Annotated in this window: 30 protein-coding genes, 1 pseudogene and 1 other annotated feature; of the genes and pseudogenes, 25 read left to right on the top strand and 6 right to left on the bottom strand. The window is 40.4% G+C overall.

Annotated features, from left to right (window positions below; translation table 11 throughout):
• Positions 1 to 161 precede the first annotated feature (161 nt).
• From alaS to HMPREF9703_RS08995, 9 genes are all read left to right on the top strand, one after another.
• Complete coding sequence (alaS, locus tag HMPREF9703_RS07360) at positions 162 to 2,819, top strand: alanine--tRNA ligase (RefSeq protein ID WP_004636765.1); 2,658 nt, start codon at positions 162 to 164, stop codon at positions 2,817 to 2,819.
• A 122-nt stretch (positions 2,820 to 2,941) separates the two neighbouring features.
• The gene (locus HMPREF9703_RS07355; RefSeq protein ID WP_004636764.1) at positions 2,942 to 3,202 is read left to right on the top strand and encodes an IreB family regulatory phosphoprotein; all 261 of its coding nucleotides are present in this window, start codon (positions 2,942 to 2,944) and stop codon (positions 3,200 to 3,202) included.
• A complete protein-coding gene (ruvX, locus tag HMPREF9703_RS07350) occupies positions 3,202 to 3,621 on the top strand; it encodes a Holliday junction resolvase RuvX (protein ID WP_004636763.1) in 420 nt (139 codons plus the stop codon). Before HMPREF9703_RS07355 ends, ruvX begins: the two co-directional genes overlap by 1 nt.
• 15 nt (positions 3,622 to 3,636) lie before the next feature.
• Positions 3,637 to 3,927, top strand: coding sequence for a DUF1292 domain-containing protein (locus tag HMPREF9703_RS07345; RefSeq protein WP_004636762.1), 291 nt, complete (start codon positions 3,637 to 3,639; stop codon positions 3,925 to 3,927).
• A 135-nt stretch (positions 3,928 to 4,062) separates the two neighbouring features.
• The gene (gene mltG, locus HMPREF9703_RS07340) at positions 4,063 to 5,154 is read left to right on the top strand and encodes an endolytic transglycosylase MltG (RefSeq protein WP_004636760.1); all 1,092 of its coding nucleotides are present in this window, start codon (positions 4,063 to 4,065) and stop codon (positions 5,152 to 5,154) included.
• A 143-nt stretch (positions 5,155 to 5,297) separates the two neighbouring features.
• The gene (gene udk, locus HMPREF9703_RS07335; protein WP_004636759.1) at positions 5,298 to 5,924 is read left to right on the top strand and encodes a uridine kinase; all 627 of its coding nucleotides are present in this window, start codon (positions 5,298 to 5,300) and stop codon (positions 5,922 to 5,924) included.
• Between the two features lie 57 nt (positions 5,925 to 5,981).
• Positions 5,982 to 6,458 (top strand): transcription elongation factor GreA, encoded by a 477-nt coding sequence (gene greA, locus HMPREF9703_RS07330; protein WP_004636757.1) that lies wholly within the window; start codon positions 5,982 to 5,984, stop codon positions 6,456 to 6,458.
• Between the two features lie 143 nt (positions 6,459 to 6,601).
• Positions 6,602 to 7,288 (top strand): RadC family protein, encoded by a 687-nt coding sequence (gene radC, locus HMPREF9703_RS07325; protein ID WP_004636755.1) that lies wholly within the window; start codon positions 6,602 to 6,604, stop codon positions 7,286 to 7,288.
• A gap of 71 nt (positions 7,289 to 7,359) precedes the next feature.
• A complete protein-coding gene (locus HMPREF9703_RS08995) occupies positions 7,360 to 7,536 on the top strand; it encodes a hypothetical protein (protein WP_004636754.1) in 177 nt (58 codons plus the stop codon).
• A gap of 49 nt (positions 7,537 to 7,585) precedes the next feature.
• On the opposite strand, the gene HMPREF9703_RS07320 is transcribed toward HMPREF9703_RS08995, so the two are convergent.
• Positions 7,586 to 8,404 (bottom strand): M15 family metallopeptidase, encoded by an 819-nt coding sequence (locus tag HMPREF9703_RS07320; protein WP_004636753.1) that lies wholly within the window; start codon positions 8,402 to 8,404, stop codon positions 7,586 to 7,588.
• Between the two features lie 126 nt (positions 8,405 to 8,530).
• Positions 8,531 to 9,871: a D-serine ammonia-lyase gene (gene dsdA, locus HMPREF9703_RS07315; RefSeq protein WP_004636752.1), complete on the bottom strand. Its 1,341-nt coding sequence runs from the start codon at positions 9,869 to 9,871 to the stop codon at positions 8,531 to 8,533.
• Between the two features lie 375 nt (positions 9,872 to 10,246).
• Between dsdA and HMPREF9703_RS07310 the strand changes: the two genes are divergently transcribed.
• The 9 genes from HMPREF9703_RS07310 (at position 10,247) to HMPREF9703_RS07270 (ending at position 16,342) form a co-directional block, all read left to right on the top strand.
• Complete coding sequence (locus tag HMPREF9703_RS07310; RefSeq protein WP_004636751.1) at positions 10,247 to 10,453, top strand: cold-shock protein; 207 nt, start codon at positions 10,247 to 10,249, stop codon at positions 10,451 to 10,453.
• A 138-nt stretch (positions 10,454 to 10,591) separates the two neighbouring features.
• On the top strand, positions 10,592 to 11,551 hold the full coding sequence (gene mreC, locus HMPREF9703_RS07305) for a rod shape-determining protein MreC (protein WP_004636749.1): 960 nt from the start codon (positions 10,592 to 10,594) through the stop codon (positions 11,549 to 11,551).
• Positions 11,551 to 12,081 (top strand): rod shape-determining protein MreD, encoded by a 531-nt coding sequence (gene mreD, locus HMPREF9703_RS07300; RefSeq protein WP_004636747.1) that lies wholly within the window; start codon positions 11,551 to 11,553, stop codon positions 12,079 to 12,081. The genes mreC and mreD overlap by 1 nt, the downstream gene beginning before the upstream one ends.
• The gene (locus HMPREF9703_RS07295; protein WP_004636745.1) at positions 12,081 to 12,764 is read left to right on the top strand and encodes a septum site-determining protein MinC; all 684 of its coding nucleotides are present in this window, start codon (positions 12,081 to 12,083) and stop codon (positions 12,762 to 12,764) included. The genes mreD and HMPREF9703_RS07295 overlap by 1 nt, the downstream gene beginning before the upstream one ends.
• 86 nt (positions 12,765 to 12,850) lie before the next feature.
• Positions 12,851 to 12,925: a sequence feature (ribosomal protein L21 leader region), on the top strand.
• A 51-nt stretch (positions 12,926 to 12,976) separates the two neighbouring features.
• Positions 12,977 to 13,285 (top strand): 50S ribosomal protein L21, encoded by a 309-nt coding sequence (rplU, locus tag HMPREF9703_RS07290; RefSeq protein WP_004636743.1) that lies wholly within the window; start codon positions 12,977 to 12,979, stop codon positions 13,283 to 13,285.
• Positions 13,286 to 13,299: 14 nt separating this feature from the next.
• Complete coding sequence (locus tag HMPREF9703_RS07285) at positions 13,300 to 13,632, top strand: ribosomal-processing cysteine protease Prp (protein ID WP_004636742.1); 333 nt, start codon at positions 13,300 to 13,302, stop codon at positions 13,630 to 13,632.
• Positions 13,633 to 13,646: 14 nt separating this feature from the next.
• Positions 13,647 to 13,931 carry a 50S ribosomal protein L27 gene (gene rpmA, locus HMPREF9703_RS07280; RefSeq protein ID WP_004636741.1) on the top strand — a complete coding sequence of 95 codons (285 nt, stop codon included), beginning with the start codon at positions 13,647 to 13,649 and terminating at the stop codon, positions 13,929 to 13,931.
• A gap of 173 nt (positions 13,932 to 14,104) precedes the next feature.
• Entirely contained in the window at positions 14,105 to 15,115 is a 1,011-nt protein-coding gene (locus tag HMPREF9703_RS07275) for a class I SAM-dependent methyltransferase (protein ID WP_004636740.1), read from the top strand.
• Positions 15,116 to 15,151: 36 nt separating this feature from the next.
• Positions 15,152 to 16,342 carry an acetate/propionate family kinase gene (locus HMPREF9703_RS07270; protein ID WP_004636739.1) on the top strand — a complete coding sequence of 397 codons (1,191 nt, stop codon included), beginning with the start codon at positions 15,152 to 15,154 and terminating at the stop codon, positions 16,340 to 16,342.
• 220 nt (positions 16,343 to 16,562) lie between these two features.
• Here the strand turns inward: HMPREF9703_RS07270 and HMPREF9703_RS09135 are convergent, their stop codons facing one another.
• Positions 16,563 to 16,811: a hypothetical protein gene (locus HMPREF9703_RS09135; protein WP_004636738.1), complete on the bottom strand. Its 249-nt coding sequence runs from the start codon at positions 16,809 to 16,811 to the stop codon at positions 16,563 to 16,565.
• Positions 16,812 to 16,835: 24 nt separating this feature from the next.
• Complete coding sequence (locus HMPREF9703_RS07260; protein WP_004636737.1) at positions 16,836 to 17,105, bottom strand: hypothetical protein; 270 nt, start codon at positions 17,103 to 17,105, stop codon at positions 16,836 to 16,838.
• Between the two features lie 286 nt (positions 17,106 to 17,391).
• Between HMPREF9703_RS07260 and HMPREF9703_RS07255 the strand changes: the two genes are divergently transcribed.
• From HMPREF9703_RS07255 to HMPREF9703_RS09300, 4 genes are all read left to right on the top strand, one after another.
• Positions 17,392 to 18,144: a DeoR/GlpR family DNA-binding transcription regulator gene (locus HMPREF9703_RS07255; protein ID WP_004636736.1), complete on the top strand. Its 753-nt coding sequence runs from the start codon at positions 17,392 to 17,394 to the stop codon at positions 18,142 to 18,144.
• Positions 18,141 to 19,085, top strand: a complete 945-nt coding sequence (gene pfkB, locus HMPREF9703_RS07250) for a 1-phosphofructokinase (RefSeq protein ID WP_004636735.1) — start codon at positions 18,141 to 18,143, stop codon at positions 19,083 to 19,085. The genes HMPREF9703_RS07255 and pfkB overlap by 4 nt, the downstream gene beginning before the upstream one ends.
• Before the next feature lie 4 nt (positions 19,086 to 19,089).
• Positions 19,090 to 21,060: a PTS fructose transporter subunit IIABC gene (locus tag HMPREF9703_RS07245; RefSeq protein ID WP_004636734.1), complete on the top strand. Its 1,971-nt coding sequence runs from the start codon at positions 19,090 to 19,092 to the stop codon at positions 21,058 to 21,060.
• Between the two features lie 170 nt (positions 21,061 to 21,230).
• Positions 21,231 to 21,560, top strand: coding sequence for a LytTR family transcriptional regulator DNA-binding domain-containing protein (locus HMPREF9703_RS09300; protein ID WP_077862722.1), 330 nt, complete (start codon positions 21,231 to 21,233; stop codon positions 21,558 to 21,560).
• Between the two features lie 123 nt (positions 21,561 to 21,683).
• Here HMPREF9703_RS09300 and HMPREF9703_RS07240 read toward each other — a convergent pair whose 3' ends face one another.
• A complete protein-coding gene (locus HMPREF9703_RS07240) occupies positions 21,684 to 22,037 on the bottom strand; it encodes a hypothetical protein (RefSeq protein WP_004636733.1) in 354 nt (117 codons plus the stop codon).
• A 350-nt stretch (positions 22,038 to 22,387) separates the two neighbouring features.
• Positions 22,388 to 22,702 (bottom strand): annotated as a pseudogene (locus HMPREF9703_RS07235) (transposase); the annotation flags it as partial.
• A gap of 207 nt (positions 22,703 to 22,909) precedes the next feature.
• Between HMPREF9703_RS07235 and HMPREF9703_RS07230 the strand changes: the two are divergent.
• The 3 genes from HMPREF9703_RS07230 (at position 22,910) to pnp (ending at position 25,964) form a co-directional block, all read left to right on the top strand.
• Positions 22,910 to 23,248 carry a DUF4298 domain-containing protein gene (locus HMPREF9703_RS07230; RefSeq protein ID WP_004636732.1) on the top strand — a complete coding sequence of 113 codons (339 nt, stop codon included), beginning with the start codon at positions 22,910 to 22,912 and terminating at the stop codon, positions 23,246 to 23,248.
• 177 nt (positions 23,249 to 23,425) lie between these two features.
• On the top strand, positions 23,426 to 23,695 hold the full coding sequence (gene rpsO, locus HMPREF9703_RS07225; RefSeq protein ID WP_004636731.1) for a 30S ribosomal protein S15: 270 nt from the start codon (positions 23,426 to 23,428) through the stop codon (positions 23,693 to 23,695).
• A gap of 154 nt (positions 23,696 to 23,849) precedes the next feature.
• Positions 23,850 to 25,964, top strand: coding sequence for a polyribonucleotide nucleotidyltransferase (pnp, locus tag HMPREF9703_RS07220; protein ID WP_004636730.1), 2,115 nt, complete (start codon positions 23,850 to 23,852; stop codon positions 25,962 to 25,964).
• Positions 25,965 to 26,103: the final 139 nt, after the last annotated feature.

The raw sequence follows: 26,103 nt of genomic DNA, 5'->3' as shown, positions 1-26,103 counted from the left end.
TTCTCTGTGTTAGTATCATGACACTTACTATTACCTGACCCGACGATGTAATAATACCGAGCGAAGTTATTGTGGTGAAGGTGGCATCGCGGTTATGCACCTTGAACGCAATAATTCCGTTCGTTTTTTATATAGATAGAAGAGGAGCTTGCAATAAAACGATGAAATATATACAGAGTCATGAATTAAGACAGTTATTTTTAGATTTTTTCAGTGAAAAAGGTCATAAGGTTGAGCCAAGTGCATCATTAGTGCCGGTGGATGATCCGACGTTACTGTGGATTAATTCTGGGGTAGCGACATTGAAGAAGTATTTCGATGGCCGAGTTGTTCCGGATAATCCTCGAATAGTTAATTCCCAAAAAAGTATTCGCACAAACGATATCGATAATGTAGGGAAGACTGCCCGACACCATACATTATTTGAAATGCTAGGAAACTTTTCTATCGGGGATTATTTCAAAGAAGAAGCCATTATATGGGCTTGGGAATTCTTAACAGATGAGAAGTGGTTAGCGATTGACCCAGCTCTTTTGTATGTGACGGTTTATCCAGAAGATAAGCGGGCAAAAGAAATTTGGTCTGATGTGGTGGGATTACCCGATGACCATATCATTGAAGAAGCTGGCAATTTCTGGGATATTGGGGAAGGTCCGAGTGGTCCAAATACAGAGATATTCTTCGATCGTGGGCCAGGTTATATGGCACCAGACACCCCTGAAGCAGAGCGTTATCCAGGTGGCGAGAATGAGCAGTGGTTGGAGATTTGGAACTTAGTTTTCTCTCAGTTTAACCATAAGGCAGATGGAACTTATGAACCATTACCGAATAAAAATATTGATACGGGTATGGGGTTAGAGCGAATGTTATCGGTTATTCAAGATGCGCCGACAAACTATGAGACCGATCTATTCTTGCCAATTATCGAACAGACAGCTAAATTATCGGGACAATCATATGATGAACCAACGAATAAGATGAGTTTCCGTGTAATTGCTGATCATATTCGAGCGGTTAGTTTTGCAATTGGAGATGGCGCGTTACCATCCAATGAAGGGCGTGGATATGTGTTACGTCGCTTGATCCGTCGTGCAGTCATGCATGGTCGTAAATTAGGATTAGAAAAACCGTTCTTGTGGCAATTAGTCGATGTAGTTGGCCAGATTACAGTCGATTACTATCCAGAAGTGGTTGATAAAAAAGACTTAATCGAACGCGTCATTAAAAATGAGGAAGAACGCTTCTTGACGACTCTGGCAGAAGGAACGGAGCAGTTGACCGCTCTGGTAGAGCAATTGAAAGCTGCAGGAAAAGATCAAATTGATGGTGAGAGTGCCTTCCAATTGTATGATACGTTTGGCTTCCCAGTTGAATTAACGGAAGAAATAGCGGCTGAAGATGAATTAAGTGTAGATCTTGAAGGATTTAGCCAAGAGATGGCCAAGCAAAAGGAACGAGCTCGTCAAGCACGTAGTTCAGAGCAATCGATGGGCATTCAAAGTGATTTGTTGACAAACTTACACAAGGATACGCGCTTTGTTGGTTATGAGGCACTTGCTTCACAGGCTACTTTGCTGGATATTGTAGCGGGGAATGAATTAGCGACGACTTTAATCCCAGAAGAGCTAGACGCTGAAGCGACGGTTCAGCTTGTTTTTGATCAGACACCATTCTACAGTGAAAAAGGTGGGCAAGTAGGAGATAATGGGACTATTAAAACGATTGATGGTCACGTAGTCGCTCGTGTGTATGATGTGAAGCCGGCACCAGCTGGTCAAGCACTGCACCATATTGAATTGGTGGCGCCAATTGAGACGGGAACTGTGTATGAGCTCGCAGTTGACACGACTAAGCGCCAGCTTACCGAGAAAAATCATACAGCAACTCACTTGATGCACCAAGCGTTGAAAGAGGTATTAGGAGATCATGCGAACCAAGCAGGGTCATTGGTGAACGAAGATCTATTGCGGTTTGACTTCACGCATTTCTCAGCGGTTACATCGGAGGAACTTGAGCGCATCGAAGCGATTGTTAATGACTATATTTGGCAAAATATTGCTGTTGAGACAGTTGAGACAACAATTGATAAGGCAAAAGAAATGGGAGCTATGGCCCTCTTCGGCGAAAAATATGGCCAAGATGTCCGGGTCGTTAAGGTATCCGATTACTCACTCGAACTATGTGGGGGAACGCATGTCAATCGTACGGGTGAAATTGGTCTATTCAAGATTGTGTCAGAATCAGGAATAGGTGCAGGAACGCGTCGTATTATTGCCAAGACAAGTAAAGGAGCCTATGCGTTCTTGAATGACCAATTAGCTACGTTACGCCAAGCTGCGGACATAAGCGGAGCGCAGACATTACATGACGTGCCTGAGCGTATTCAAGGTTTGCAAGGAAAAATTACTGAGTTAGAACGCGAAAATGACTCACTTAGCCAAAAATTAGCTAATAATGAAGCCGATGAACTCTTCACAGAGACTATTTCTATTGCAGATGTGACGCTGATTGCTCAAGAAGCTGATGTGAAAGATATGGACGCGTTACGTCAATTAGCTGATAAGTGGAAACAAGAAAACCCATCGGATATCTTAGTTCTTGGTTTACGTGGTGAGGATAAAGTGAACTTAATTGTTGCCATGAATGATAACGTCATAGGCAAAGGCTTAAAAGCTGGGGACTTAATTAAGCATATCGTTTCCTTCGTTGGCGGTGGCGGTGGGGGTCGTCCTGATTTAGCACAAGCGGGTGGTAAGAACCCAGCAGGATTGCTGAAAGCTTTAGACGAAGCAGAAAAATGGCTAGCTGAACGTTTGTAATAAAAACTTAATATAGTTAACGCTGAAAATAGATGATTTTTTGAATGATTTATCATACAATAAAGGTCAGTGGACTATTTTATAAATGAGACGGACTAAGTAAGTTAGAGTGGAGGGGTCGTATGTCACATAATGATCATACTGTCAGATTTCGTGTCGAGAACAACGATGAAAATGAAGTAAGCATCACGCTAAAAGCAGTATATAAGGCACTCTCGGAGAAGGGGTATCATCCAATTAATCAAATTGTTGGGTATCTATTATCGGGAGATCCAGCTTATATTCCGCGACACAATGATGCGCGTAATTTAATTAAGCGCCATGAACGCGATGAAATCTTAGAGGAATTGGTAACGCACTACCTAGAAGATAGTCAACGATAATGCGACTCATGGGACTCGATGTTGGCTCGAAGACGGTCGGTGTAGCGGTGAGTGATTTACTTGGATGGACGGCACAAGGGGTTGAAGTTATTCCTATTAATGAGGCAAAAGATCAGTTTGGCCTTGAGCGCCTGACAGAACTTGTTCAGGAGTATCAAGTGGACGGATTTGTCTTGGGTCTGCCGAAGAATATGGATGGCTCAATCGGCCCGCGTGCGGAAGCTGCCCAGATGTATGGGGAGAAGTTAACCGATCGCTTCGGCTTGCCCGTATATTTTCAAGATGAACGCCTCACAACTATGCAAGTCAATCGAATGATGATTGAAGAAGGGAATGTCTCTCGAGCTAAGCGGAAGCAAGTTGTTGATAAATTAGCAGCCGTTATAATTTTACAGACCTATATGGATCGAAACACATAGAAAGTTGGAAAACAGATGACTGAAGAACACAATCACGATCATGACTACATTACATTAATTGATGAAGAAGGTAACGAAGAACTTCATGAAATTTTATTCACGTTCGAATCAGATGATTTCAATCGCTCATACGTACTCTTATTCCCAGCTGGTACTGAAGAAGGGCAAGAAGTTGAGTTGAAAGCTTTCGCTTATGATGAAGCAGAAGGTGGCTTAGAAGGCAAATTACTTCCGATTGAATCTGATGAAGAATGGGATATGGTTGAGGAAGTATTGAATACATTTATTGAAGATGAAGATTTATAAAGCGTCTATTCGCATGACTCGAGAAAACCGTGTATAAAAGTACACGGTTTTCTGACAGTTATGTATTTTTTGACGGAGATATAAATTTGTGTATAATAAGATAGATAGAAAAATTATGAAAAGGATGTAAGTATTATGCCGAAGGAGAGTTCTCCAAAGACAGTCCGAAAAATCGTGCTGATTATTGTGGCTATCTTGTTTGTTTTATTGATTATTTTGGGCTTTAGTGGGTACCGTTATTGGAATCGGTCACTTGAAGCGAAGGACCCAACCAATACAGAAGTAGTGGATATTACTATTCCATCTGGGGCGACGCGCTCGGATATTGCCCGAATTTTAGAAGAAAATAATATTATTGAAAGTGCAGTTGTTTTCAATGCACATTCACGCTTGAATGATGTGGAAGGTTTCCAAGCAGGAGATTACGAGTTATCACCAGCGATGTCTGTTGAAGAGATTACAACTCTTCTGACGCAAGCTAGCGGTGGTATTGATCCGAATAATATATTTAAAGTGTTAATTCCAGAAGGGTACATGTTAGAACAAATTGCAGAAGTAATTGGTCAAGAGACCGAATATTCTGCCGAAGAATTTATGGCACTGGTCCAGGATGAGGAATATCTAGAAGAATTATCGGGCGACTTCAGCGAGCTATTGGAAGAGACCCTTAAAATTGATGAGACACGCTATAAATTAGAAGGATACCTTTACCCAGCAACCTATGAATTCGAACAAGGCGAATCATTGAAGAGTATGGTAAATAAAATGGTCGCGCGAATGAATCAAGAAATCCAACAATATAGTGAGGAAATTAAAGCGTCACGCTTTAATATTCATGAACTATTGACATTAGCGTCTATTATTGAGCGAGAAGGGGTTACCACGGAAGACCGTCATTTGATTTCGGGTGTTTTCCATAACCGTTTAGATGAAGGTATGCCATTGCAGACGGATATTAGTATTCTTTATGCACATAATGAACACCGAGAAGATGTTTATTTAAAAGATTTGGAGATTGATTCTCCCTATAATTCTTATGCAAATCCAGGCCTAATTATTGGTCCGGTGAACAGTCCATCAGGTGAAGCGATTGAATCTGCGTTGAATCCAGAAGAGTCTAATTACTTGTACTTCTTAGCTAACTTACAGACCGGCGAAGTTTACTATGCGGAGACGTATGAAGAACACTTGCAACTAAAAGCTGAACACTTGGATAATGTTGACTAAGAAGGCTAATAATGGGTGAAAGATCAAAGTAAGAAGTTATAGATGAAGTAGTAAAGTATATGACAATGAAAGACATTGAGGCGGCGTGCCCCAGTGTCTTTCAAAATAAACAGAGACTAAAATAGATGCGAGGAAGATAAGTTATGAGTGAAGGGCCAGTTATTATTGGCGTAACAGGCGGTTCTGGAAGTGGTAAGACCAGTGTATGTCGAGAGATATTTAAACAATTTCAAGGGAAATCCATTATGATGCTCGAGCATGATTCTTATTACAAGGATCAGAGTCATATGAGTTTTGAAGAGCGATTAGAGACCAATTATGACCATCCCTTAGCGTTCGATACCGATCTATTGATTGAACAATTAAAACAATTGATGGCCGGTGAAGCAGTGGATATCCCGGTGTATGATTATACGAATCATACGCGAAGTGAAGAAGTGATTCATCAAGAACCTAAAGAAGTGATTATTCTAGAAGGAATCATGATTTTGGAAAATCAGCGGTTGCGTGATTTGATGGATATCAAGATTTTTGTCGATACGGATGATGATTTGCGTATTATTCGTCGGATTCAGCGCGATATGACAGAGCGTGGACGTTCATTAGATAGCATTATTGATCAATATCTCGGTGTAGTGAAGAAAATGCATGAACAATTTATTGAACCCACGAAGAAATATGCTGATGTAATCATTCCAGAAGGAGCTCATAATACCGTTGCCATTGATTTAATGGTTTCAAAAATTCGTATGATCTTAAATGCGCATTGATTGTGTTAGTTAATTGACAAATAGAAAATGACAAATTGATATAAGGTGGAGAAAATGATGACAGAAGAAAAAGTTTATCCAATGACCGAAGAAGGTAAAGAAAAAATAGAGCAAGAACTGGAAGAGTTAAAAACAGTTAAGCGAAAAGAAGTGGTTGAGCGCATTAAAGTGGCACGCAGCTTCGGTGACTTATCAGAGAACTCAGAATATGAATCAGCTAAAGATGAGCAAGCGTTTATCGAAGGGCGTATCTCGACTCTACAACACATGCTACAAAATGTTGAAATTATCGATAGCTCTAAAACAAAAGAAGGCGTAGTTGCATTAGGTCGTACAGTGAAGTTTAAAGAATTACCAGATGGAATTGAAGAGGAATACATTATTGTTGGAAAAGCTGAGAGTGATCCATTCGAAGGTAAAATCTCCAATGAATCACCAATTGCCGAAGCATTAATGGGCAAAAAAGTTGGCGATAAAGTATCTATCGAAACACCTGGTGGCGCTATGGATGTTGAAATCACAGCAGTCGATTAATCATTAAGATAGAATCAAGAAGCACCTCATTCGGATGTGGAGTGGGTGCTTTTTTATGTGAGATAATTTGTCTGGAAAATATAGAAGTTAAACAGTCCTTTTATGGTGTATTTATAAAGTAACGCGAAGAAAGGGAGGATATTATGGCAGAGCTAGATAGTTTCCAGTCAATTCCAAAAGATTTAAGGCCAAGGGAACGGTTGATTCAATATGGGGAAGAAGCCCTGAGTAATCATGAGTTACTTGCTATTTTATTGCGAACAGGCACGAAGCAAATGAATGTAATGGAGCTATCCATGCATATTTTGAGTCAAGTGGGGAATTTGAATGGCTTTCGCTCGGTGACCTATGAAGAATTGCTAGAGCTTCCGGGTATCGGGCAAGCGAAGGCAGTAGCGCTGTTATCAGCGATCGAGCTAGGTAAGCGTATTAACCGATCGACCCAAATTAAGGAAGGAACCGTTACATCTAGTCGCTGGATCGGGCAGTTGTTAATCGATGAAATTGGGGGTCTTTTTCAAGAAAATGTGATTGCGGTGTATCTGAACACCAAAAATGAGATTATTAAAAAATCGATTATTTTCAAAGGGTCACTCAATAGTTCGGTAGCGCATCCGCGAGAAATTTTTCGGGAAGCAGTAAAGTGCTCAGCAGCTCGTATTATCATTGGACATAATCACCCATCTGGTAATCCAGAACCCTCAGAAGCAGATTATTCTTTTACGAAGCGATTAATAGAAGCGGGTGATATTATAGGGATTCACTTATTGGATCACATTATTGTAGGAGAGAATGAATTTATTAGTTTGAAAGAAGAAGGATTTTTTTAGGAGATTCTGGTTATTTTTGGTGATATGTAGTATCATATTACGTGTAGAGAATAGAACAGAAAGGATTGCCTATGATTTTACATATAATCTTTCAAGCGATTTTGATTGGATTGGCAGCGATGGTATTGTTGACGATTGGACCTTCTACGACAGAGATGGTAATTACCGGAACTGTTTATGTTATTTTGTCTTTATTGTTATCAGGTTTAGCTGATAAGATCAACAACCGCAAGCGACCAAGACATTAATCCTAAAAAAAGGAGCTCACTATTATTTTAGTGGCTCCTTTTTAAATGGTTATTCTTTCATTTCTTCATGAATAACGAGGTCAATGATATCTAATTCAGCTAAGTATTCTTGATAAGTTAACTGGCGATCGTATAATAATTGTGCCAGTTCTTTCCCGAGATAGCGAAAATGCCATGGTTCATACATATAGCCTGTAATATGTTCCTTGCCTTGAGGATAACTTAGGACAAAGCCAAAGCGATAGGCATTGTCAGCTAGCCATTTGCCTTCTTCGGTCTCACCGAATGCTTGTGATAATCCATAATCGACAGCAGCACTAGTGATGTCCATAGCTAGTCCGGTTTGATGTTCACTATGCCCTGGTTGAGCGCTAAATTTATTTGCCGCATCTTCTCCATGTTGAGCAACATAATTGTTGTATAAAGTGTCTTGAGTTTGGTATGAGCGGTAACCACTAATAGCGTAGAGGTCGTGGCCGGCGCGTTTGGCAGCATCGAATAGTTGGGTCAATTGGTCAGAGGCTGCTTCACTCATCTGATTAACTTCAGGGACCTGATTAACGGTAGGGACCTCAATAGGAACTAAATTATCCGGAACAAAATCTGCGGCTAGTCCATATTCTTTATTTACAAGTACCCATTGATGTTCGTCTTCGAAGACTGATTCGGCTAATTCTTCTTTTAAAAAACCATATTCATCAAAAACAGAAGTTTGTTCAGATGTTTCTGCTGTTTGCTCAGAAGATTTTTGAGGAGCTTCTTTGGTATTTTCTGTGGTTGTTTGTTCACTGGCCATTGATTGACTGCATCCTAATAATATCAGCGACAAACTAAGTGATGTTAAAACTGCCAATATACTTTTTTTCATTTGACTATCCGTCCTTTTTAATCATTATATTTAAGTGTAGCATAAATAGGTCTTAAAGGGAACCTAAATTAGAAAGCGCGCCAACGAAACTCGTTAACGCGCTAAATTGTTTATAGCTGTCTTTAATCAGTGCAATAAGTTCTTTCCTTGTTGATAAAATTCTTCCATACTTGCTTCGGGAACCATGCTACCACCTGTCGCCCAAGCAATATGAGTGGCTTGTTCCATCTTATCTACCAACTGATTATCAGTCAAATAACGTTGACCGGCATCAGTTCCAAAAAGCATAGCTGGTCCAGGCAAGCCAGCTAAGGCAGCGGGTTCTAGGCGAATGTCTTCTAAGTCAATCATCTGAGTTAGGTGCATTTTTTGATTTTCTTCAGAAATAGTTAAACCACCGTTGAAGAAACGGTGCATCAGCTCAGCAACAAAACCAGACGTTCTTGGGACTGCTAGCCCATCCATGTTGGTTATCGCGTCAATATTGGCATCAAAAACAGACACACTATCGTAACGTTCAGTCATTAACCCAACAAGCATGGACGGCATATGTGTCGGTTGGGCGAAGAAGCAGTGGACATGATCACCGTAGACCTGCTTCAGGCCAAACATGGTACCACCAGGGCTTCCGCCAATACCACATGGCGAATAAACGAATAATGGATGATCTTCATCAACCACAATACCTTTCTCATCTAATTGATCTTTTAGACGCAAAGCGGCAACAGTATAACCTAAGAATAAGTCATGAGAATGTTCATCATCAACAAAGTATGAATCAGCATCCATATCAGATTGAGCGCGTCCCCGTTCAACCGCTTCAGTGAAGTTAGTCTCATGCTCTATGACATTTGCTCCTTTATCACGCAGGTGTTGCTTTTTCCATTCTTTAGCTTCATCGGACATATGAACCGTCACATCGAAACCGAGTGCAGCAGCCATTACACCTACGCTGATACCTAAGTTTCCGGTTGTACCGACCATGACTTTATAGCGACTAAAAACTTCTTTGAATTCATCGGTACCAAATTTTGTGTAGTCATCATCGTAACCACTTAAAATACCTGCTTGCAATGCTCGAGACTCAGCATGCTTGAGTACTTCATAAATGGCTCCGCGCGCCTTAATGGTTCCCGCAATTGGCAATGTGTCATCACGCTTGAGGAATAAATCCCCTTTAATGGATACATCATAGAAATCTTCTAAATAAGCTTTAAAAGCAGGAATAGGGGTAATATCTGATTCAATAATACCCTCCCGTTCCCGTGTTTCGGGGAAATATTTATTAAAATAAGGGGCAAAGCGCTTCAAGCGTTCGCGCGCATCGACCATATCTGCATATGAAAAATCAGTTGTTTGATTAGCGAAATCTACGCCTTTATACTGATCATTAATCCAAAAAATAGGCTCATAATTCATTACCTTATCAAATCCTGGAATAGAATCTAGCCATGTCTTAGTACTCATTATCTCATTCCTCCTAGTAAAAATAGTGTACGATATCGCTTAAGAACAAAAATGAATATAAACGCACGATCAATTGCAATGAATCTCATCATTTATGTTCATAGCCACCTTCTAGTGTAAAGAAATTCCCGATAATTATCAATAAAAAGGGGTATTTTAGGGAAAAAACTAAAAAATATGCCACTTTTGAGAAAAGAAACAACAAATATTGATAAATTCCTTGTACTTTATTTTTTAATGTGATAAGATGTACTCAAGACATTTTGTTAGGGAAAGAAGAGTATTAAAGTAGAGTTATATTTGAAACAATATTCCTATTCGTACTTTAGCAAGAATGTTAATATAATGTGCATAAGCACGAGGAGGAATTGTAACATGGAAAATGGTACAGTAAAATGGTTTAACGCAGAAAAAGGTTTTGGATTTATCGAGCGTGAAGGTGGCGACGACGTATTCGTACACTTCTCAGCAATTAACGATGAAGGTTTCAAAACTTTAGATGAAGGTCAAGCAGTAACGTTTGATATCGAAGAAGGCGACCGTGGACCACAAGCAGCAAACGTGGACAAAGTAGTCGACTAATCTAATATTAACTGAGAAAAGGCAAGACCCTCGTGGTCTTGCCTTTTTCAAATTAATTATATTTTTTCGTGAATTAGATTACGATTTATGTGTCGGGTATGATAAAATAGTGGAAGATATAGATTCGGGGTGTGAGGAATGAATCGTTTTTTAACCAACAAAAAAATGATTATGTTACTAATTAGTGTACTTATTTTTATTTCTTTAATTACTTTTTCTCTAAGTTCGCGTGGAGGTAATATCGTTCAGAGCGGAGCCAATGATGTAACTGGCGTAGTGGGACGGTTACTTTCTAAGCCGACAAATGCAATCTTTGGTGTGGTTGATTCAGTTAACGATGTGCAGAGCACGTATGAGGAAAATCAGCGCCTAAAAGGACAGTTAGACGCTATTCACGAGAAGGAAGCAGCAATCGCGGCCTTGAAGAGTGAAAATCAGCAATTGAAAGATGAATTAGGACTGGAAGAGTTGGTGACAGAATATACAGTCCGTCGAGGAAATGTGATTTCTAGAAATCCAGATCAATGGATTAATCAAGTCATCATTGATTTGGGGACTATGAATGGTATGGAACGCGGAATGCCGGTTATGAATAACAACGGCTTGGTTGGCTATATTTCGGAGACCAATCCGACAAGTTCTAAAGTAACGTTGATTAGCAATGTTGACTTGTCAGCAAGTAAAGTATCGAGTGAAATTATTCTAGATGAGGAAGAAGAAGCCATTCAAGGAATTATTTCAGAATATAAGACCGATACGAACCAATTAGTAATGAGCCAAATTACATCGGATGTGGAAATCAAGCCGGGTACTTTGGTGGCGACTTCCGGCTTAGGTGGCGCTTTCCCACGTGGTTTGGTCATTGGAGAAGTCGAAGCTGTTCGCTTAGATGAACAAGGCTTGGAGCGTCTAGTCTTTATTAAGCCACTGTCGGATTTTAATAATATTCGTATTGTATCAGTTATTGAGCGTAGTGCGGAAACTGTCTTCTCAGCACAAAAAAATCCTTCAGAGCAGACAGATGAAACTACTGATACTACAGTGAATGATCAAGCGACTCCAGAGCAGGATCAATCGGCAGAAAGTGAGGACCAATAATGCACCAATGGAAAAAAAGTATATTTCCGGCTGGCATGTTACTGGTATTGCTCTTATTTGACGGGTTAATTGCTAGTTACTTTAACCAAGTGCTTTATACAAGTTTAGGTTATGTGACACCACGCCTAACAATTGTCGGGTTAATGCTACTAAGTTTGTATTTATCGAAAGGGCATCTGCTGACATTAACGTTAATCTTCGGCTTTTTGTATGATTCTTATTTCACTGGTTTTTTGGGTATTTATTTAGGGGCCGTATGTCTCATGGTGTACCTCATTTATCAACTGCGCCTTTATGTGAAGCCGAGTTTGGCTGTATATTCAATCGTGGGTATATTAATGTTAACCGTCATGGAATTGTTTGTGTTTAGTGTATATAACACGATTAATCTGATTTCTGTCTCGTATGACTATTTCTTTGCCCACCATTTAGGAGGAACTTTGATCTTTAACGGTATTATTTTTGTGCTGGCTTATGGTGTGGTGGAACGATTTTTAACGGATTTCTCTGATTCAAGGAGTGTGTTTTAATGAAGACTTATACAATCAAAGCAAACAACACTGAATATCGCTTGCTTTTGACTGCGGAAGCATCGCTAGACGAGTTCGCCCGCGAGTTAAAAGAGTTTGCAACGGAATTGTTAGAACAACCAAAAGCGAAAGAAGCATTCGATCTTATTATTGATTCAGGTAATCGTATTTTGCCATTTGAGTATAAGCAATTGTATACGAATATTATTGAATCACGTTCAGAATGGTCTGTTTTATTCACATCAAATGTGTTAACAAAGCGCCAGGCATTGAAGTGGCATAAAAATACAGCGCTTCGTGTTGAGTTTCGAACAGTTGAAGCGGGCGATATTTTAGAAGCGAGCGGGGATTTGCTGTTGGTTGGAGATATTGAACCCGGTGGCTTTGTGCGAGCAGCTGGTAATATTTATATCATTGGTCGACATGATGGTGTAGCTTATGCCGGAGCAAGTGGGAATGATCGCGCCGTTATTGTGGGAACTTTTTCGACTAATTCTGAAATACGAATTAATCGCCACACGTATTCAATCCGCCATACCTTGGATGAAAAATCTAATTATACGCCAAGAGCATATTTTATAAATGAACGCGGGGTCTTAGAAGCGACTGATGTGACCAATATCGAGCACGTTCGACCTGAGATTGACACGATTGTTAATGAAATTCATCATTATGAAGGCTAATCGTTGAAATAACAGGATAAAATCATTCAATATAGTTGACGTCACGAAGAAAAATTGCTATAATATTAATGTTGTATTTGTGAACCTCACAGCTACAACCGCTCGCGTGTAAGTCTAGAAGTGCTTAACAGCCACTTGCCGCGGCGAGTCTGAGTTTTGATGAATGGGACTTTAAACGATTCATCGACAAAATATTAGGAGGTGCAACAAACATGTATGCAATTATTAAGACTGGCGGAAAACAACTAAGAGTTGAAGAAGGCCAAGAGATTTATGTTGAGAAATTAGAAGGTGAAGCAGGAGACACTGTGACATTCGATGAAGTGTTGTTTGTTGGAGGCGAAGACGCAAAAGTCGGTGCTCCATTAGTAGACGGCGCAACAGTTGAAGCGACTATTGAAAAACAAGGTCGTCAACGTAAAGTAGTCACATACCGTTACCTACGCCGTAAAGATTCTCACAGAAAACAAGGTCACCGTCAACCATACACTAAGTTGACAGTGAACAAAATTAATTCATAGAATGTGAGTTACTTATGATTCAAGCGACATTTAGTTATCAGGGCGATTTGATTACATCGATTGAAGTAGTTGGTCATGCAGATAGTGGCCCTTACGGATACGATATAGTCTGCTCAGCAGTAACCGCTCTTGTTTTTGCAACGGTTAATAGTATGGAAGCATTGTTGGCTTACCAGCCGATTATCGATCAAGCAGATCCTGACGAAGGTGGTTACTTTTATGCGACACTCGAGCAGGAAGCACTTGATGATAAGCAAGTCCAATTATTATTTAACCACTTGAAGCAAGGCCTTGAATCAATTGAAGAACAATATGGAGAATTTATCCAAGTAAACAATAGAGCATAGTGGAGGTGCTGAATATGTTGAAAATGAACTTACAATTTTTTGCGAAGAAAAAAGGTGGCGGTTCAACACAGAACGGTCGCGATTCTGAATCCAAACGTCTTGGAGCGAAAGCCGGTGACGGCCAAGCAGTAACAGGTGGATCAATCATTTTCCGTCAACGCGGAACTAAAATTCACCCAGGATTTAACGTAGGACGTGGTGGCGATGACACCCTTTTTGCTAAAATTGACGGTATCGTTAAATTTGAACGCAAAGGGAAAGGCAAGCGCCAAGTTTCTGTTTATCCAATTGCCAACTAAATTATGGTATAAAACTCTCTATTTTGATAGAGAGTTTTTTGCTGTTTATATAATTGAATGAATATGATCAAGTCGAAATTTTGCTACGTAATAAAGCGGATAACTTGAATTTTTGAGTAAGATCCTCTAGAATTAAGGTAGTTCGCTAAAATACATTATAAGGGGGCTGTCTTGTGTCACTTACGGAATCAGTATTATTTGAACAATTAGATCAATCAGTACAGCTTTTGCAAGAAGATGCAGGGTTTTCATATTTGGAAGCACTTATCGAATCAGGTGAGAATCTATTAGCAAATGGCGATGTGTTAGTGAAGGACGGCATTCCTAGTCCAACTGTAGTTAAGCAATTGGAAACTATTTATAAACCAATTGATTTAAATGCATATACTTCAGAAGACGTGCGAAAAGCGCTTCAGCTTCTGTTCATCAAAGGAATGCGAGCTGATTATATCCAACCGAACCATCAGATGACACCAGATTCTATCGCATCCTTCATTGCCTACCTAATTGAAATAATTGCTCAACCAGCGACTGAAAAAATATTGTCTATCGCTGATTTAACATTAGGGACAGGGAATCTATTATTTACCATTTATCATTTCCTTACGTCAGGTAAGCGCCAAGTGACGATGACAGGGATTGAGAATGATGAATTACTGATTTCATTAGCGTCAATGAGTTCGGCTTTACAACAGTTGGATATGACGTTGTATCATCAAGACAGCTTACAAAATTTATTATTAGAACCGGTTGATGTTATGGTGGGTGACTTACCAATCGGATATTATCCTGTCGATCAGAATGCAGCCCGTTTTAAGACAGCACGGGAAGAAGGGCATTCTTATGTTCATCATCTGATGCTTGAACAAGGCTTGCACTATCTGCGACCGGGTGGCTTTGGGTTTTATATTGTGCCAAGTAATCTCTTTGATTCAGTAGAAGGGAAGCAGCTACTAACGTATATTCAATCAGTTGGGCATTTCCAAGGCTTTATTCAATTACCTAAGGACATGTTTAAGACGGAAGCGGCCCGTAAGTCGATTCTTATCGTGCAAAAACAGTCAGAATCGTCAACCCAAGCATCAGAAGTGCTCTTAGGCACAGCCCCATCATTTAATGATCCAACGCAAATGAAAGAATTTTTAGGTGAAATCAATATTTGGAAGAATGATCATATAATATAAACTATGTAATTTAACTATCTAAAAGGAGAGAGATTAATGTCAAAAACAATTGCAATTAACGCTGGAAGTTCTAGTTTGAAGTGGAAATTATTCGAGATGCCTGCTGAGGAAGTCTTAGCATCAGGAATTGTTGAGCGTATTGGGTTGAATGATTCAATCTTTACGATCAAATATGGAGATGGCCAAAAGTATGAAACCATTGAAGATATGGAAAACCATACAATAGCTGTTGAGAAGTTATTAAGTCAGCTATCTGAGTTAGGCATTATCGAAGACTTCTCTGAAATTACTGGAGTCGGACACCGTGTTGTTGCTGGAGGCGAACACTTCAAGGAATCAACCGTTATTGATGATGATGTATTAGCTAAGATTGAAGAATTAGCTGAGTTTGCTCCACTGCACAACCCAGCAAATGCAATGGGAATCAAAGCATTCAAAAAAATCTTACCAGATATTGTTAGTGTAGCAGTCTTCGATACATCATTCCACACAACTATGCCGAAGAAAAACTACTTATACAGCTTACCAATGGAATACTACGAGAAACACAATGCTCGTCGCTACGGCGCCCACGGAACGAGCCACCGTTACGTCGCTCATCGTGCCGCTGAAATGTTAGAACAACCATTGGAAGACCTTAAAATGATTACCGCTCACTTAGGAAATGGTGCGTCCATTACTGCTGTTGAAGGTGGAAAATCAGTCGACACTTCAATGGGATTCACGCCGATTGCTGGGGTAACCATGGGAACACGTACGGGAGATATTGATGTTTCTCTTGTCCCATTCTTGATGGAAAAAGAAGGTATCGATGACGTTCGTGAAATGATTCGCATCTTTAACAATGAGTCAGGACTAAAAGGTCTATCTGGCGTCTCAAGTGATATGCGTGACTTAGAAGATGCTGAAGCAGACGGACATGAAAATGCCACCTTAGCCTTGCGTATCTTCGAAGATCGTGTTCGTAAATATATCGGTCAATATGCTGCAACGATGGATGGTGTTGACGTGATTGTCTTCACTGCTGGAATCGGCGAAAATGATATTGCCCGCCGTCAGAACATTATCGATGGTTTAAGCTTCCTAGGCGCTAAAGTTGACCCAGAGAAAAATAATGTTCGCGGTCAAGAACGTATTATTTCAACCGATGACTCAAAAGTGAAAGTCTTACTTGTTCCAACTGACGAAGAGCTTATGATTGCTCGCGATGTTGAAGCAGCGAAATAAATGTAGTATTGGAACCAAGAACGATAAAAACGATAAAGTAGAATAATCAGAAAAATGCTCCTATCCGGGGATTGAACCTTGGATAGGAGCATTTTTGTTAAGAAACTTTTAGAAAACAAACGTGACGTTTCCGATCTTCAATATAAGGCAAATCGTGTTTAGTAAGCTTACTCTCATTACCGCGGCACATTCGACTGATATTGTATTAAGCTTTGCATGCTTAAATTTTATTATCATCTTGATCTCGCTTACCGCGTATCTTCGCATTATTTTTTTCTTGTCGGCGGTTATATTCTGCTTCTAGTTCTTTAATTTTTTGCCGTTCTTTCTCAAGTTTTTTCTCTTGCTTCTTAAGCCGACGCTTTCTGGCTTCAATCATGAATAAATCGTATTTAGCGAGTTTAAGGACTCCCCAATAGATCAAGGGTGTAATTAATAGCTGCATTAGTATATTAACTGGTATATACATAAAATCACCTCGAATACTGTATACTCAAGATTTATCATTATCTTTATCACGCTTACCATATATCTTCTCATTGATTTCTTCTTGCCGTCGTTTATTTTCAGTTTCTAATTCTTTAAGTTTTTGCTTCTCTTTCTCTAATTTTTTCTCTTTTTTTTCAATATCGCGTTTTATGCCTTCGATGTGATCTGGATCATATCGAAAAATCCTGTTAAAAAGCCATACCAATCCGTAGTAGATAGGGATCATCACTAGAAGCAAATCTAAGTCTAAACATAAATCTGGCAGACCAAACATGCTATTGGCTCCTTATATTAGAAGTATCAACAGTAGTGGCATGAACTCGGCTGAAAACTGATGGTTCACCTATCAATGTGGCTGTAGCGACAATACTAATCCATTTCGATTTGTGTTTCACTTTGACCACTCCTTTATGTAGTTAGGCACAGTATATAACAAAAAGGAATAATTGTCAACGCTTCCATTAAAGATGATTATAATTGGGTAAAGTTGACTGAATTCGAATGATTATGATTGTTTTTGACGGGGTAAAGCAGTATAATAAAGGTGGGAGGGGAAGTCTATGTTAACGGTGGAGCGATTTGATTATATTTTGGACCGCCTGCAGCATCATGGCGTGGTGCATAGTAGTGAATTGATGAAGGCGTTGGATGTGTCAGAGTCAACTATTCGGCGGGATTTGTCTGAATTGGAAGAGCGGGGAGAATTAGTTCGAATTCACGGTGGGGCGAAGTTGGCGCGGGAGATGAACTCAGAGCAGTCAATTCAGGAGAAGACACATATTAATCAAGAAGCAAAGGAAGCTATCGCTAAGTATGCAGCCTCATTGGTTGAAAAAGAAGAATTTATTTATATGGATGCGGGATCGACTACGTTTGCTATGTTGAAATATCTGCAAGGTAAGAATATTACCGTGGTGACGAATGGGATTCAGCATGCGAGTCAGCTAAGTGAGCTAGGTGTGCGAGTATATACATTGGGCGGTCGGATTAAGAATCAAACGCAAGCGATTATCGGAAGCCTCGCCTTGGAACAACTGAGTGGGATGCGTTTTTCTCGTGTATTCTTAGGGATGAATAGTATCGATATCGATGGCGGGTTTACAACACCGGATCCAGAAGAAGCCGTCTTGAAGCGACAGGCAGCCGAACGGGGAGAGCGTCTTTATATTTTAGCGGATTCTAGTAAATTTGGTGGTGTCAGCTTTGCCCGCGTATTGCCGCTTGATGGACAGACCGTTATTGTTGAGCAATTAAGTGACCAAATGAAAGAAAAATTTGATGAATTTATTCATATAAGAGAGGTGAGCGAATGATTTATACCATTACATTTAATCCGGCGGTTGATTTAGTGATGAGTTTGGAACAGTTAAATTTAGGTGAGCTGAATCGTGTGCCGGAGCAGCACTTTGTCGCCGGGGGAAAAGGTATTAATATGTCAGTTCTGCTGAAACGACTAGGCCTTGATTCGGTCGCAACCGGCTTTATCGGAGGTTTCAGCGGACAATTTATTATCGATGAGTTGGCGTCAGAGGGCATCGCCAGTCATTTCATCGCTGTGGATGGCCAGACGCGCATTAATACGAAGCTAAAAGCAGACCGAGAGACGGAGATTAATGGAGCAGGCCCGATTGTAACACAAGCTGATTTGATCCAATTGACGGCTTATTTTGAGGAGACTTTAACAGCGGAGGATGTCGTATTCTTAGCTGGAAATACTGCACGTGGAATGGACGAAGCAGCCTATCAAGCAGTGGCAGCAGTTGTGAAGGAAGGTGACGCGCGGTTAGTTATTGATACAAACCGTCAGTTATTGAGTAATACCTTGCAATACGAACCGTTCTTGATCAAGCCGAATGAACAAGAATTAGCCGATATTGTGGGACAATCGATTGAATCCAAGGCCGATATTATTAAGTACGCCCGAGAATTGCAACATCGCGGAGCGCAACACGTCTTAGTATCTCGTGGTGGAGATGGTGCGATTCTTCTAACAGAATCGGGGGCAATTTATGAAGTAGGCACGCCTAGCACAACTCATCGATCGGTTGTAAATTCAGTTGGTGCGGGCGATTCCATGTTAGCCGGCTTTATGGCACAGTATTTAGCGACAGAAGATATGGCCCGAAGTTTACAATTTGCGGCCGCGTGTGGGAGTGCTACAGCATATTCAACCGGCATTGCGACCCGTGACTTGATCGAAGAATTAGTAGACGACATTACCGTCACTCAATTAGACCACTTAGAAAAGGAGTAAACAGATGCAACTATCAGAATTATTTAATCCACAATTGATGCAGTTAGATGTCGATGGAAGCCAATATGACAAAAATGGTGCATTAGAATTGATAGCAGATTTGCTAGTTGAAGCAGGTAAATTAGATGATAAAGCAGGTTATGTTCAAGCTTTGCAAGCGCGTGAAGAACAATCTACAACTGGTGTCGGGGATGAAATCGCGATTCCACATGCTCAGCACGAATCAATTGAAGAGCCAATGATTGTTTTCTTACGAGCGAATGAGGGAATTGAATGGGATAGCTTTGATCAAAAGCCAGCAAAATTAATCTTCGGGATTGCTGCGCCAAAAGGTGGCGGGTCGGCTCACTTAGATGCCTTAGCAAAATTGTCCAGCGTGTTGATGAATGAGGAAGCGAAGGCAGCATTGATGCAAGCGAGCACGCCGGAAGAAGTTATTGCTGTTTTTCAGCAACGCGAACAACCCGAAGAAACTACATCGGACGCAGTGAATGTCTCGGAAGACGCAGATGAAGTGGCAGAAGAAAAACCGTTTATCGTGGCGGTGACGGCTTGTCCGACCGGGATTGCGCACACATTCATGGCAGAAGAAAAACTCAAGCAAGCGGCTGCAAAAGCAGGCTACGAGATCAAGGTTGAGACGAATGGTCAGAATGGGGTTAATAATAAATTAACTAAAGCGGATATTGAACGTGCAACGGCAGTTATTGTCGCTGCTGACAAACAAGTCGCGATGACCCGCTTCGATGGTAAGCCACTCTTGAACCGAAAAGTAGCAGATGGGATCAATAAGGCTGATGAATTAGTTCAAAAAGCGGCTCAGGCTGATGCCTCTACTTACCACGCTAAAGCAGGAGAACAGACGAGTGCCGATGAGAGCAGTGAGGGTGAATCATTAGGCCGTCGTTTCTACAAGCACTTAATGAATGGGGTGTCGCACATGCTGCCATTCGTTGTTGCTGGGGGGATTCTGATTGCATTATCCTTCTCTTGGGGACTGTATGCAGCTGATGTCACACATGAGCAGTATAACGAAATTGCTCACGTGCTGAATAATATTGGTGGTATGGCTTTTGCCATGATGCTTCCGATGTTAGCCGGATTTATCGGCCAATCGATTGCGGATCGCCCAGGACTAGTTGTCGGATTTATGGGTGGGATTTTTGCTAATCCTGGTATTTTAGGTGCTTTTTCCCAAGAAGGTGTTATGGAAAACATTGAACCATCTGGCTTTTTAGGGGCATTGGTTGCTGGGTTCTTAGCTGGAGGCATTATTCTGGCTTTACGTAAAGCTTTTGCTTGGATGCCAAAATCGCTAGAGGGCATGAAGCCAATCTTTATCTTCCCAGTGCTCGGAGTCCTGTTCATTGGTGTCTTGATGTTATTCGTAGTCAATGCTCCAATGGCTTGGGTGATGAACGGTATTATGAACTTCTTAAGCAATATTCCGCGTGAATACTCTATTATTCTTGGCTTTGTTGTGGCGGCGATGATGTCGATCGATATGGGTGGTCCAATTAATAAAGCGGCTTATGTCACGGGAACGGCGCTAATTACTGCCTCTAATGGAGCTGGATCGGATGTGATGGCTGCTGTTATGATCGGAGGTATGGTGCCTCCGCTTGCCATTGCGTTCTCAGCGACGGTTAATAAGCACTTGTGGACTGAACAGGAACGTAATGGTGCGTATGTGAACTACGTAATGGGAGCAGCCTTCATTACTGAGGGTGCGATTCCCTACGCAGCCAGCAATCCATTGCGTGTGATTCCACCGCTTGCAATTGGTTCAGGTGTAGCAGGAGCCTTAAGCATGTTCTTCGGTTCAGTTAGTCAAGTTCCTCACGGTGGAATTTTTGCCATCTTAGCAGGTGGTGTGTCCAACCCAGTGATGTACTTGCTTGCTTGGTTAATCGGAGGCGCGATCGGTGCACTCGGTCTATACTTCACCTTGCGCAACCACGATGCCGTGAAATAATTTAATAAACACATCATACATGCGTCTTGAGAAATCTGATTGTAGATCTCTCAAGGCGCATTTTTATGTGTCTACTAAGCATTCATCATAATGTGGGGTCCTTTCTATTTATCGCATACACCTAAGATATATAGTAATAAAATGACAATAATAATATTTAACATTGTGAAATTCCTTTCTTCTCACTGACAATTGGTTCAGAGACGATTCATGTTGATTTTGATCAGATTTTGTCCTTGCAAACCAGTGTCTTTGACTTACACAAATTAGTGCTCACAACGACAACGACTAAGTATGAATTCCTAGGCAAACTTGCTGAGTGTGAAGCGAATTATTCCCAATTCTTTCGCGTCTCGAAATCTACCCTCATTAACCCGGAAAATGTCATGTTGACTGACTATAAACGTGCGATATTACTCTATCAGGCACCCACATTGTCCAATACGCCGTCCGCCAAGGAAAAGCTGTTAAAGCACGTTTTAAGAAATAATAATAAATAAATCGGAAGAGAAAGTCCTTGTATAAAGGGATTTCTCTTCCGATTATGTTTGTATTATATTTTTTAGAGTTGTAGTGATAGGAATTTTTAACATCAAAAATAGATCCCCAAATTTCCTATTTGTTTAATTGTGCCGATCAATACGATACAATCTGTTTTCTACATACTTTAAAATCAGAATTGCTAGTAGATAACCTCCAATAAACATAATTGTTGTATTGAACATATCTCGTATAGTTGGTAAAGCTAGATTAAATAAAACTGTAAATAATCCAACTTGAACAAGGAGTTTTGTCATATCACTATTTGAGGATCCGTCATGATAAAGGCGGTAACAACCGTGAATAAACAGCCCCACAATCAACGTCAAATGTAAAGTGTCAAATAACGGATTGTCTGCAGAAGGAAGATAGTAGAACATCATAGCGGCATACGAGACCATTAGCGAGAATAATCCTTGTTTAAACTGAGTATACATTGCTTTCTCCTCCTTATTGAACTATTATCCCCACGTATCAACTACTGGATTCGGGAATGAACCGTTCCAATCAACACCCATAACCATCCCCTGACCATTGGCTAGTGCTTGAGTAGCTACATATATTCATGAATACCCCTCCATATTAATTGACTTCTACTTCACTTCTCTCCTAATATATCCACTTTCATAATATCACTTAACGATAAAAAAATGCAAGCGTTTTTTGAAAATGCTTAAAATAAATTTCATTAGGTGGATTGTAAAATGAAATGCAACACCTAAGCAAAATAAAAAAAGACATAAAAATTGATGTGACCCCCAAAAGTTGGAGTTTTGAATAGTGATGATTAAGCACGTGATTGAGTGGCTTGTTTCCGGTAATTAACTGGAGATAAGCCGCTCAATTTTACTTTTATTCGATCGTTATTGTAGAAATGAATGTAGTTTTCGATTCTGCGCTTGAGGTCATTAAAAGACACTTTGTCTTGACCATCATACATTTCTTGCTTTAAGAGCCCAAAGAAATTCTCCATCGGTGAATTATCAAGGCAGTTTCCTTTCCGAGACATGCTTTGATAAATGCCGTGCTCCTTTAAACAATTGATCCATGCACGATGTTGATAATGCCACCCCTGATCACTGTGAATCGTTGTACGATAAGGGGGCAAACCCTCCCACATTTAACTAATCATAAGTGTACTTATCGAATCATATGTTTTGTTGCATTTAATTTGACAATGGAGGAAAAAATTTTATCTCTATTATAATAAATATAGACTGGGAATAAGAAACATGTCATATAATGAACCGTTATAAAATCAATTATTAATTCATGATACAATAAAGAAAATGAGTGAGGAAGTGGATAGATGACACTGAATGAAGGGGAACAGCAACAACTTGAGCGTATTGCTCATTATGAACAATTGATGGCGGAACTAGCAGAGGATATGGAAGACTTAGAAGAGTTGTTGAAGACGTTGCAAGAGACGCAACAGACGGCTACTGCTTTGAGCGAGTATTATAGTAGTTCTAATTGGATGTTGGATAAAGACTTTTCAGAATCTGAGCGTTTTCCTGAGAGTCGAACAAGCGGTGTACTCAGTGAAGATGGGTTGTATAATCTATTAGGTGATTATTATGAAGCGGGAGTATGTTTGATGGAGCAGGGGTTAAGAATGATAAAACTAGGTCGCGAAAAGAGCTAGTAACGCGACGAGTTAAATTGAGAGATTATGACAGATTAGGCTTGCATTTTTTAAGGAAATGACGTATGATAAGGAATGTGTTCAACAAGCCATTGAATCACAATCCTTCACTTGGATAGACGAATCACCAACGTTATCTCAGTGAGAGGAGTAATTTAACAGAAAGAGGTGGAAGAAGTGGCAATTTCACAAGAGAAAAAGACAGCAATCATTAATGAATATGCACTGCACGATGGAGACACAGGTTCTCCAGAAGTTCAAATTGCAGTCTTAACAGAAGAAATTAATGAATTAAACGAACATGCTAAAGAACACAAAAAAGACTTTAGTTCTAAGCGTGGATTGATGAAAAAAATCGGTCGTCGTCGTAACTTACTTGCGTACTTACGTAACAAAGACGTCGCACGTTACCGTGAATTGATTAAACGTTTAGGCTTACGTCGATAATAACGATGAAAAAGCGAGGTTCTTATCGAATCTCGCTTATTTTTTAAAAGAAAATCACGTCCTACTGTTCAAATATGAGTATTCTTATGGCACTCTAAAGAAGATTGATTTTTGTACAGTAAGACAGAATGATGAACAAGAAGAGGAGCTTTTTATGTTAAATAAACAAGAATTTACGAAAGAGTTTGCTGGACGTCAGTTAACTGTTGAGGTTGGACAGGTGGCGCGACAAGCGAATGCGGCAGCGACGATTCGCTATGACGATACGGTTATTTTAAGTGCAGTTGTTAATGGTGATGAGCCATCAACGTTGCCTTTCTTCCCTTTAATGGTGAATTATGAAGAGAAAATGTACTCAGTCGGGAAGATTCCTGGAGGTTTCATTAAGAGGGAAGGTCGTCCATCAGAGCATGCGACTTTGACCGCTCGATTAATTGACCGTCCGATTCGTCCCATGTTCCCTGAAGGATTCAAATATGAGACCCAAATTTATAATACTGTCTTAAGCGTCAATAAGGATGCGACACCAGAAATGACAGCCATGTTCGGTTCCTCACTGACATTAGGTTTATCCTCATTACCATTCAATGGCCCGATTGCTGGTGTTCAGGTTGGTCGTGTGGATGGCGAGTTTGTGATCAATCCAACTGAAGCACAATTAGCTGCGTCTGATATTGATCTAATTGTCGCAGGAACGAAAGATGCGATTAATATGGTAGAATCTGGAGCGCAAGAAGTAAGCGAAGCAGATATGTTAGAAGCCTTGTTATTCGGGCATGAAGCAGTAAAAGAGTTGTGTGCTTTCCAAGATGAAATCATTGCAGAGATTGGTCAAGAGAAGATGGAAGTTGAACTCATCTTACCTGATGCAGACTTGAAAGCAGCAATCGAAGCTGAGTATAGTGAACAAATGATCGCGGCTGTGCAAAATCCAGATAAGATGACTCGAGCAGAACAAGTTGAAACTTTAACTGATGAAATTGTCGCAGCTTACGAAGAAAAATTTGCTGATGATGACGAACTAGACAGTATTATGAAAGATGTTAAGCAAATCATCAAAGACATGGAAAAAGCTGAAGTTCGCCGATTGATTACCGAGGATAAAGTACGTCCTGATGGCAGAGACTTGCATGAAATTCGTGACCTTGATTCTGAGGTGGCTTACTTACCACGTGCGCATGGTTCAGGACTCTTCACACGTGGCCAAACGCAAGCACTGTCCGTCTTAACATTGGGACCACTAGCAGAACACCAAGTGATTGATGGTCTAAGTTCAGAAGAAGAAAAACGATTTATTCATCACTATAACTTCCCAAGTTATTCAGTCGGTGAAACTGGACGTCCGAAATCACCTGGCCGTCGCGAAATTGGACACGGTGCTTTAGGTGCGCGTGCCTTAGAAGCTGTTATTCCTGACGAAGAGGACTTCCCATACACGATTCGTCTTGTTGCTGAAGTACTTGAATCGAACGGCTCCTCTTCACAAGCAAGTATTTGTGCCGGGTCGCTTGCGCTAATGGATGGTGGTGTGCCGATTAAAGCCCCTGTTGCTGGAATCGCTATGGGACTGGTAATGGATAGTGAAGATCAATATACGGTCTTAACCGATATTCAAGGATTAGAAGACCACTTAGGTGATATGGACTTCAAAGTTGCCGGAACTGCTAAAGGTATTACCGCGCTACAAATGGATATTAAAATTGAAGGAATTACACGTGATATCTTAGTTGAAGCACTCGAATCAGCTAAAAATGCCCGTCTTGAAATCTTGAATAATATGATGAATACAATTGGTCAACCAAGAGAGCAACTTAGTGAATACGCACCAAAAGTTCAAATGATCCAAATTAAACCAGACCAAATTAAAATTGTCATCGGTAAAGGCGGCGACCAAATTAATCAAATTATTGATGAAACCGGCGTGAAGATTGATATTGAAGAAGACGGAAAAGTATCTGTCTACGGTGAAGATCAAGCGATGATTGATCGCGCCATTGAAATTATTGAAGAACTAACCGAAGAAGTCGAAGTAGGCAAAATCTATAAAGGAAAAGTTGTCCGCATTGAAAACTTTGGTGCTTTCGTTGAAGTGATTAAAGGGACAGATGGCTTAGTCCATATTTCTGAATTAGCTGATGGTTACGTGAAAAATGTGACGGATGTAGTGAAAATGGGCGAGGAAATTGAAGTCCTAGTGACTGAGATTGATAACATGGGTCGTGTGAATTTATCACGGAAGCAAGCGATTGAGAAGAAAAATGAGCAATAATTTTTTAACCACTTGACAATCATTCCAGTATGTTATACAATGGTTGTTGTAGAGAAAACAAAGTAGAAGTCCCGCTTCTCGCCTAATGGATACTGTCCATGGGCTAATAGACACGTTGGAGAAAAGTTAGATGCAGTTT

Source organism: Dolosigranulum pigrum ATCC 51524, assembly GCF_000245815.1.
GTDB lineage: Bacteria > Bacillota > Bacilli > Lactobacillales > Carnobacteriaceae_A > Dolosigranulum > Dolosigranulum pigrum.
Note: the sequence above shows the minus strand (reverse complement) of the source record. Positions and strands in the feature narration are given on the sequence as shown.

Excerpts from the sequence above, each read along its gene's own strand:
- udk (WP_004636759.1), top strand. The coding sequence starts at position 5,298 with ATGAGTGAAGGGCCAGTTATTATTGGCGTAACAGGCGGTTCTGGAAGT.
- HMPREF9703_RS07355 (WP_004636764.1), top strand. The coding sequence starts at position 2,942 with ATGTCACATAATGATCATACTGTCAGATTTCGTGTCGAGAACAACGAT.
- alaS (WP_004636765.1), top strand. The coding sequence starts at position 162 with ATGAAATATATACAGAGTCATGAATTAAGACAGTTATTTTTAGATTTT.
- rpmA (WP_004636741.1), top strand. The coding sequence starts at position 13,647 with ATGTTGAAAATGAACTTACAATTTTTTGCGAAGAAAAAAGGTGGCGGT.
- HMPREF9703_RS09135 (WP_004636738.1), bottom strand. The coding sequence starts at position 16,811 with ATGTATATACCAGTTAATATACTAATGCAGCTATTAATTACACCCTTG.
- mreC (WP_004636749.1), top strand. The coding sequence starts at position 10,592 with ATGAATCGTTTTTTAACCAACAAAAAAATGATTATGTTACTAATTAGT.
- mltG (WP_004636760.1), top strand. The coding sequence starts at position 4,063 with ATGCCGAAGGAGAGTTCTCCAAAGACAGTCCGAAAAATCGTGCTGATT.
- mreD (WP_004636747.1), top strand. The coding sequence starts at position 11,551 with ATGCACCAATGGAAAAAAAGTATATTTCCGGCTGGCATGTTACTGGTA.
- HMPREF9703_RS07230 (WP_004636732.1), top strand. The coding sequence starts at position 22,910 with ATGACACTGAATGAAGGGGAACAGCAACAACTTGAGCGTATTGCTCAT.
- ruvX (WP_004636763.1), top strand. The coding sequence starts at position 3,202 with ATGCGACTCATGGGACTCGATGTTGGCTCGAAGACGGTCGGTGTAGCG.
- rplU (WP_004636743.1), top strand. The coding sequence starts at position 12,977 with ATGTATGCAATTATTAAGACTGGCGGAAAACAACTAAGAGTTGAAGAA.
- HMPREF9703_RS07270 (WP_004636739.1), top strand. The coding sequence starts at position 15,152 with ATGTCAAAAACAATTGCAATTAACGCTGGAAGTTCTAGTTTGAAGTGG.
- radC (WP_004636755.1), top strand. The coding sequence starts at position 6,602 with ATGGCAGAGCTAGATAGTTTCCAGTCAATTCCAAAAGATTTAAGGCCA.
- HMPREF9703_RS07260 (WP_004636737.1), bottom strand. The coding sequence starts at position 17,105 with ATGTTTGGTCTGCCAGATTTATGTTTAGACTTAGATTTGCTTCTAGTG.
- HMPREF9703_RS07320 (WP_004636753.1), bottom strand. The coding sequence starts at position 8,404 with ATGAAAAAAAGTATATTGGCAGTTTTAACATCACTTAGTTTGTCGCTG.
- pnp (WP_004636730.1), top strand. The coding sequence starts at position 23,850 with ATGTTAAATAAACAAGAATTTACGAAAGAGTTTGCTGGACGTCAGTTA.
- HMPREF9703_RS07245 (WP_004636734.1), top strand. The coding sequence starts at position 19,090 with ATGCAACTATCAGAATTATTTAATCCACAATTGATGCAGTTAGATGTC.
- HMPREF9703_RS07255 (WP_004636736.1), top strand. The coding sequence starts at position 17,392 with ATGTTAACGGTGGAGCGATTTGATTATATTTTGGACCGCCTGCAGCAT.
- HMPREF9703_RS07240 (WP_004636733.1), bottom strand. The coding sequence starts at position 22,037 with ATGTATACTCAGTTTAAACAAGGATTATTCTCGCTAATGGTCTCGTAT.
- HMPREF9703_RS07310 (WP_004636751.1), top strand. The coding sequence starts at position 10,247 with ATGGAAAATGGTACAGTAAAATGGTTTAACGCAGAAAAAGGTTTTGGA.
- dsdA (WP_004636752.1), bottom strand. The coding sequence starts at position 9,871 with ATGAGTACTAAGACATGGCTAGATTCTATTCCAGGATTTGATAAGGTA.
- HMPREF9703_RS07345 (WP_004636762.1), top strand. The coding sequence starts at position 3,637 with ATGACTGAAGAACACAATCACGATCATGACTACATTACATTAATTGAT.
- greA (WP_004636757.1), top strand. The coding sequence starts at position 5,982 with ATGACAGAAGAAAAAGTTTATCCAATGACCGAAGAAGGTAAAGAAAAA.
- HMPREF9703_RS08995 (WP_004636754.1), top strand. The coding sequence starts at position 7,360 with ATGATTTTACATATAATCTTTCAAGCGATTTTGATTGGATTGGCAGCG.
- pfkB (WP_004636735.1), top strand. The coding sequence starts at position 18,141 with ATGATTTATACCATTACATTTAATCCGGCGGTTGATTTAGTGATGAGT.
- HMPREF9703_RS07285 (WP_004636742.1), top strand. The coding sequence starts at position 13,300 with ATGATTCAAGCGACATTTAGTTATCAGGGCGATTTGATTACATCGATT.
- HMPREF9703_RS07295 (WP_004636745.1), top strand. The coding sequence starts at position 12,081 with ATGAAGACTTATACAATCAAAGCAAACAACACTGAATATCGCTTGCTT.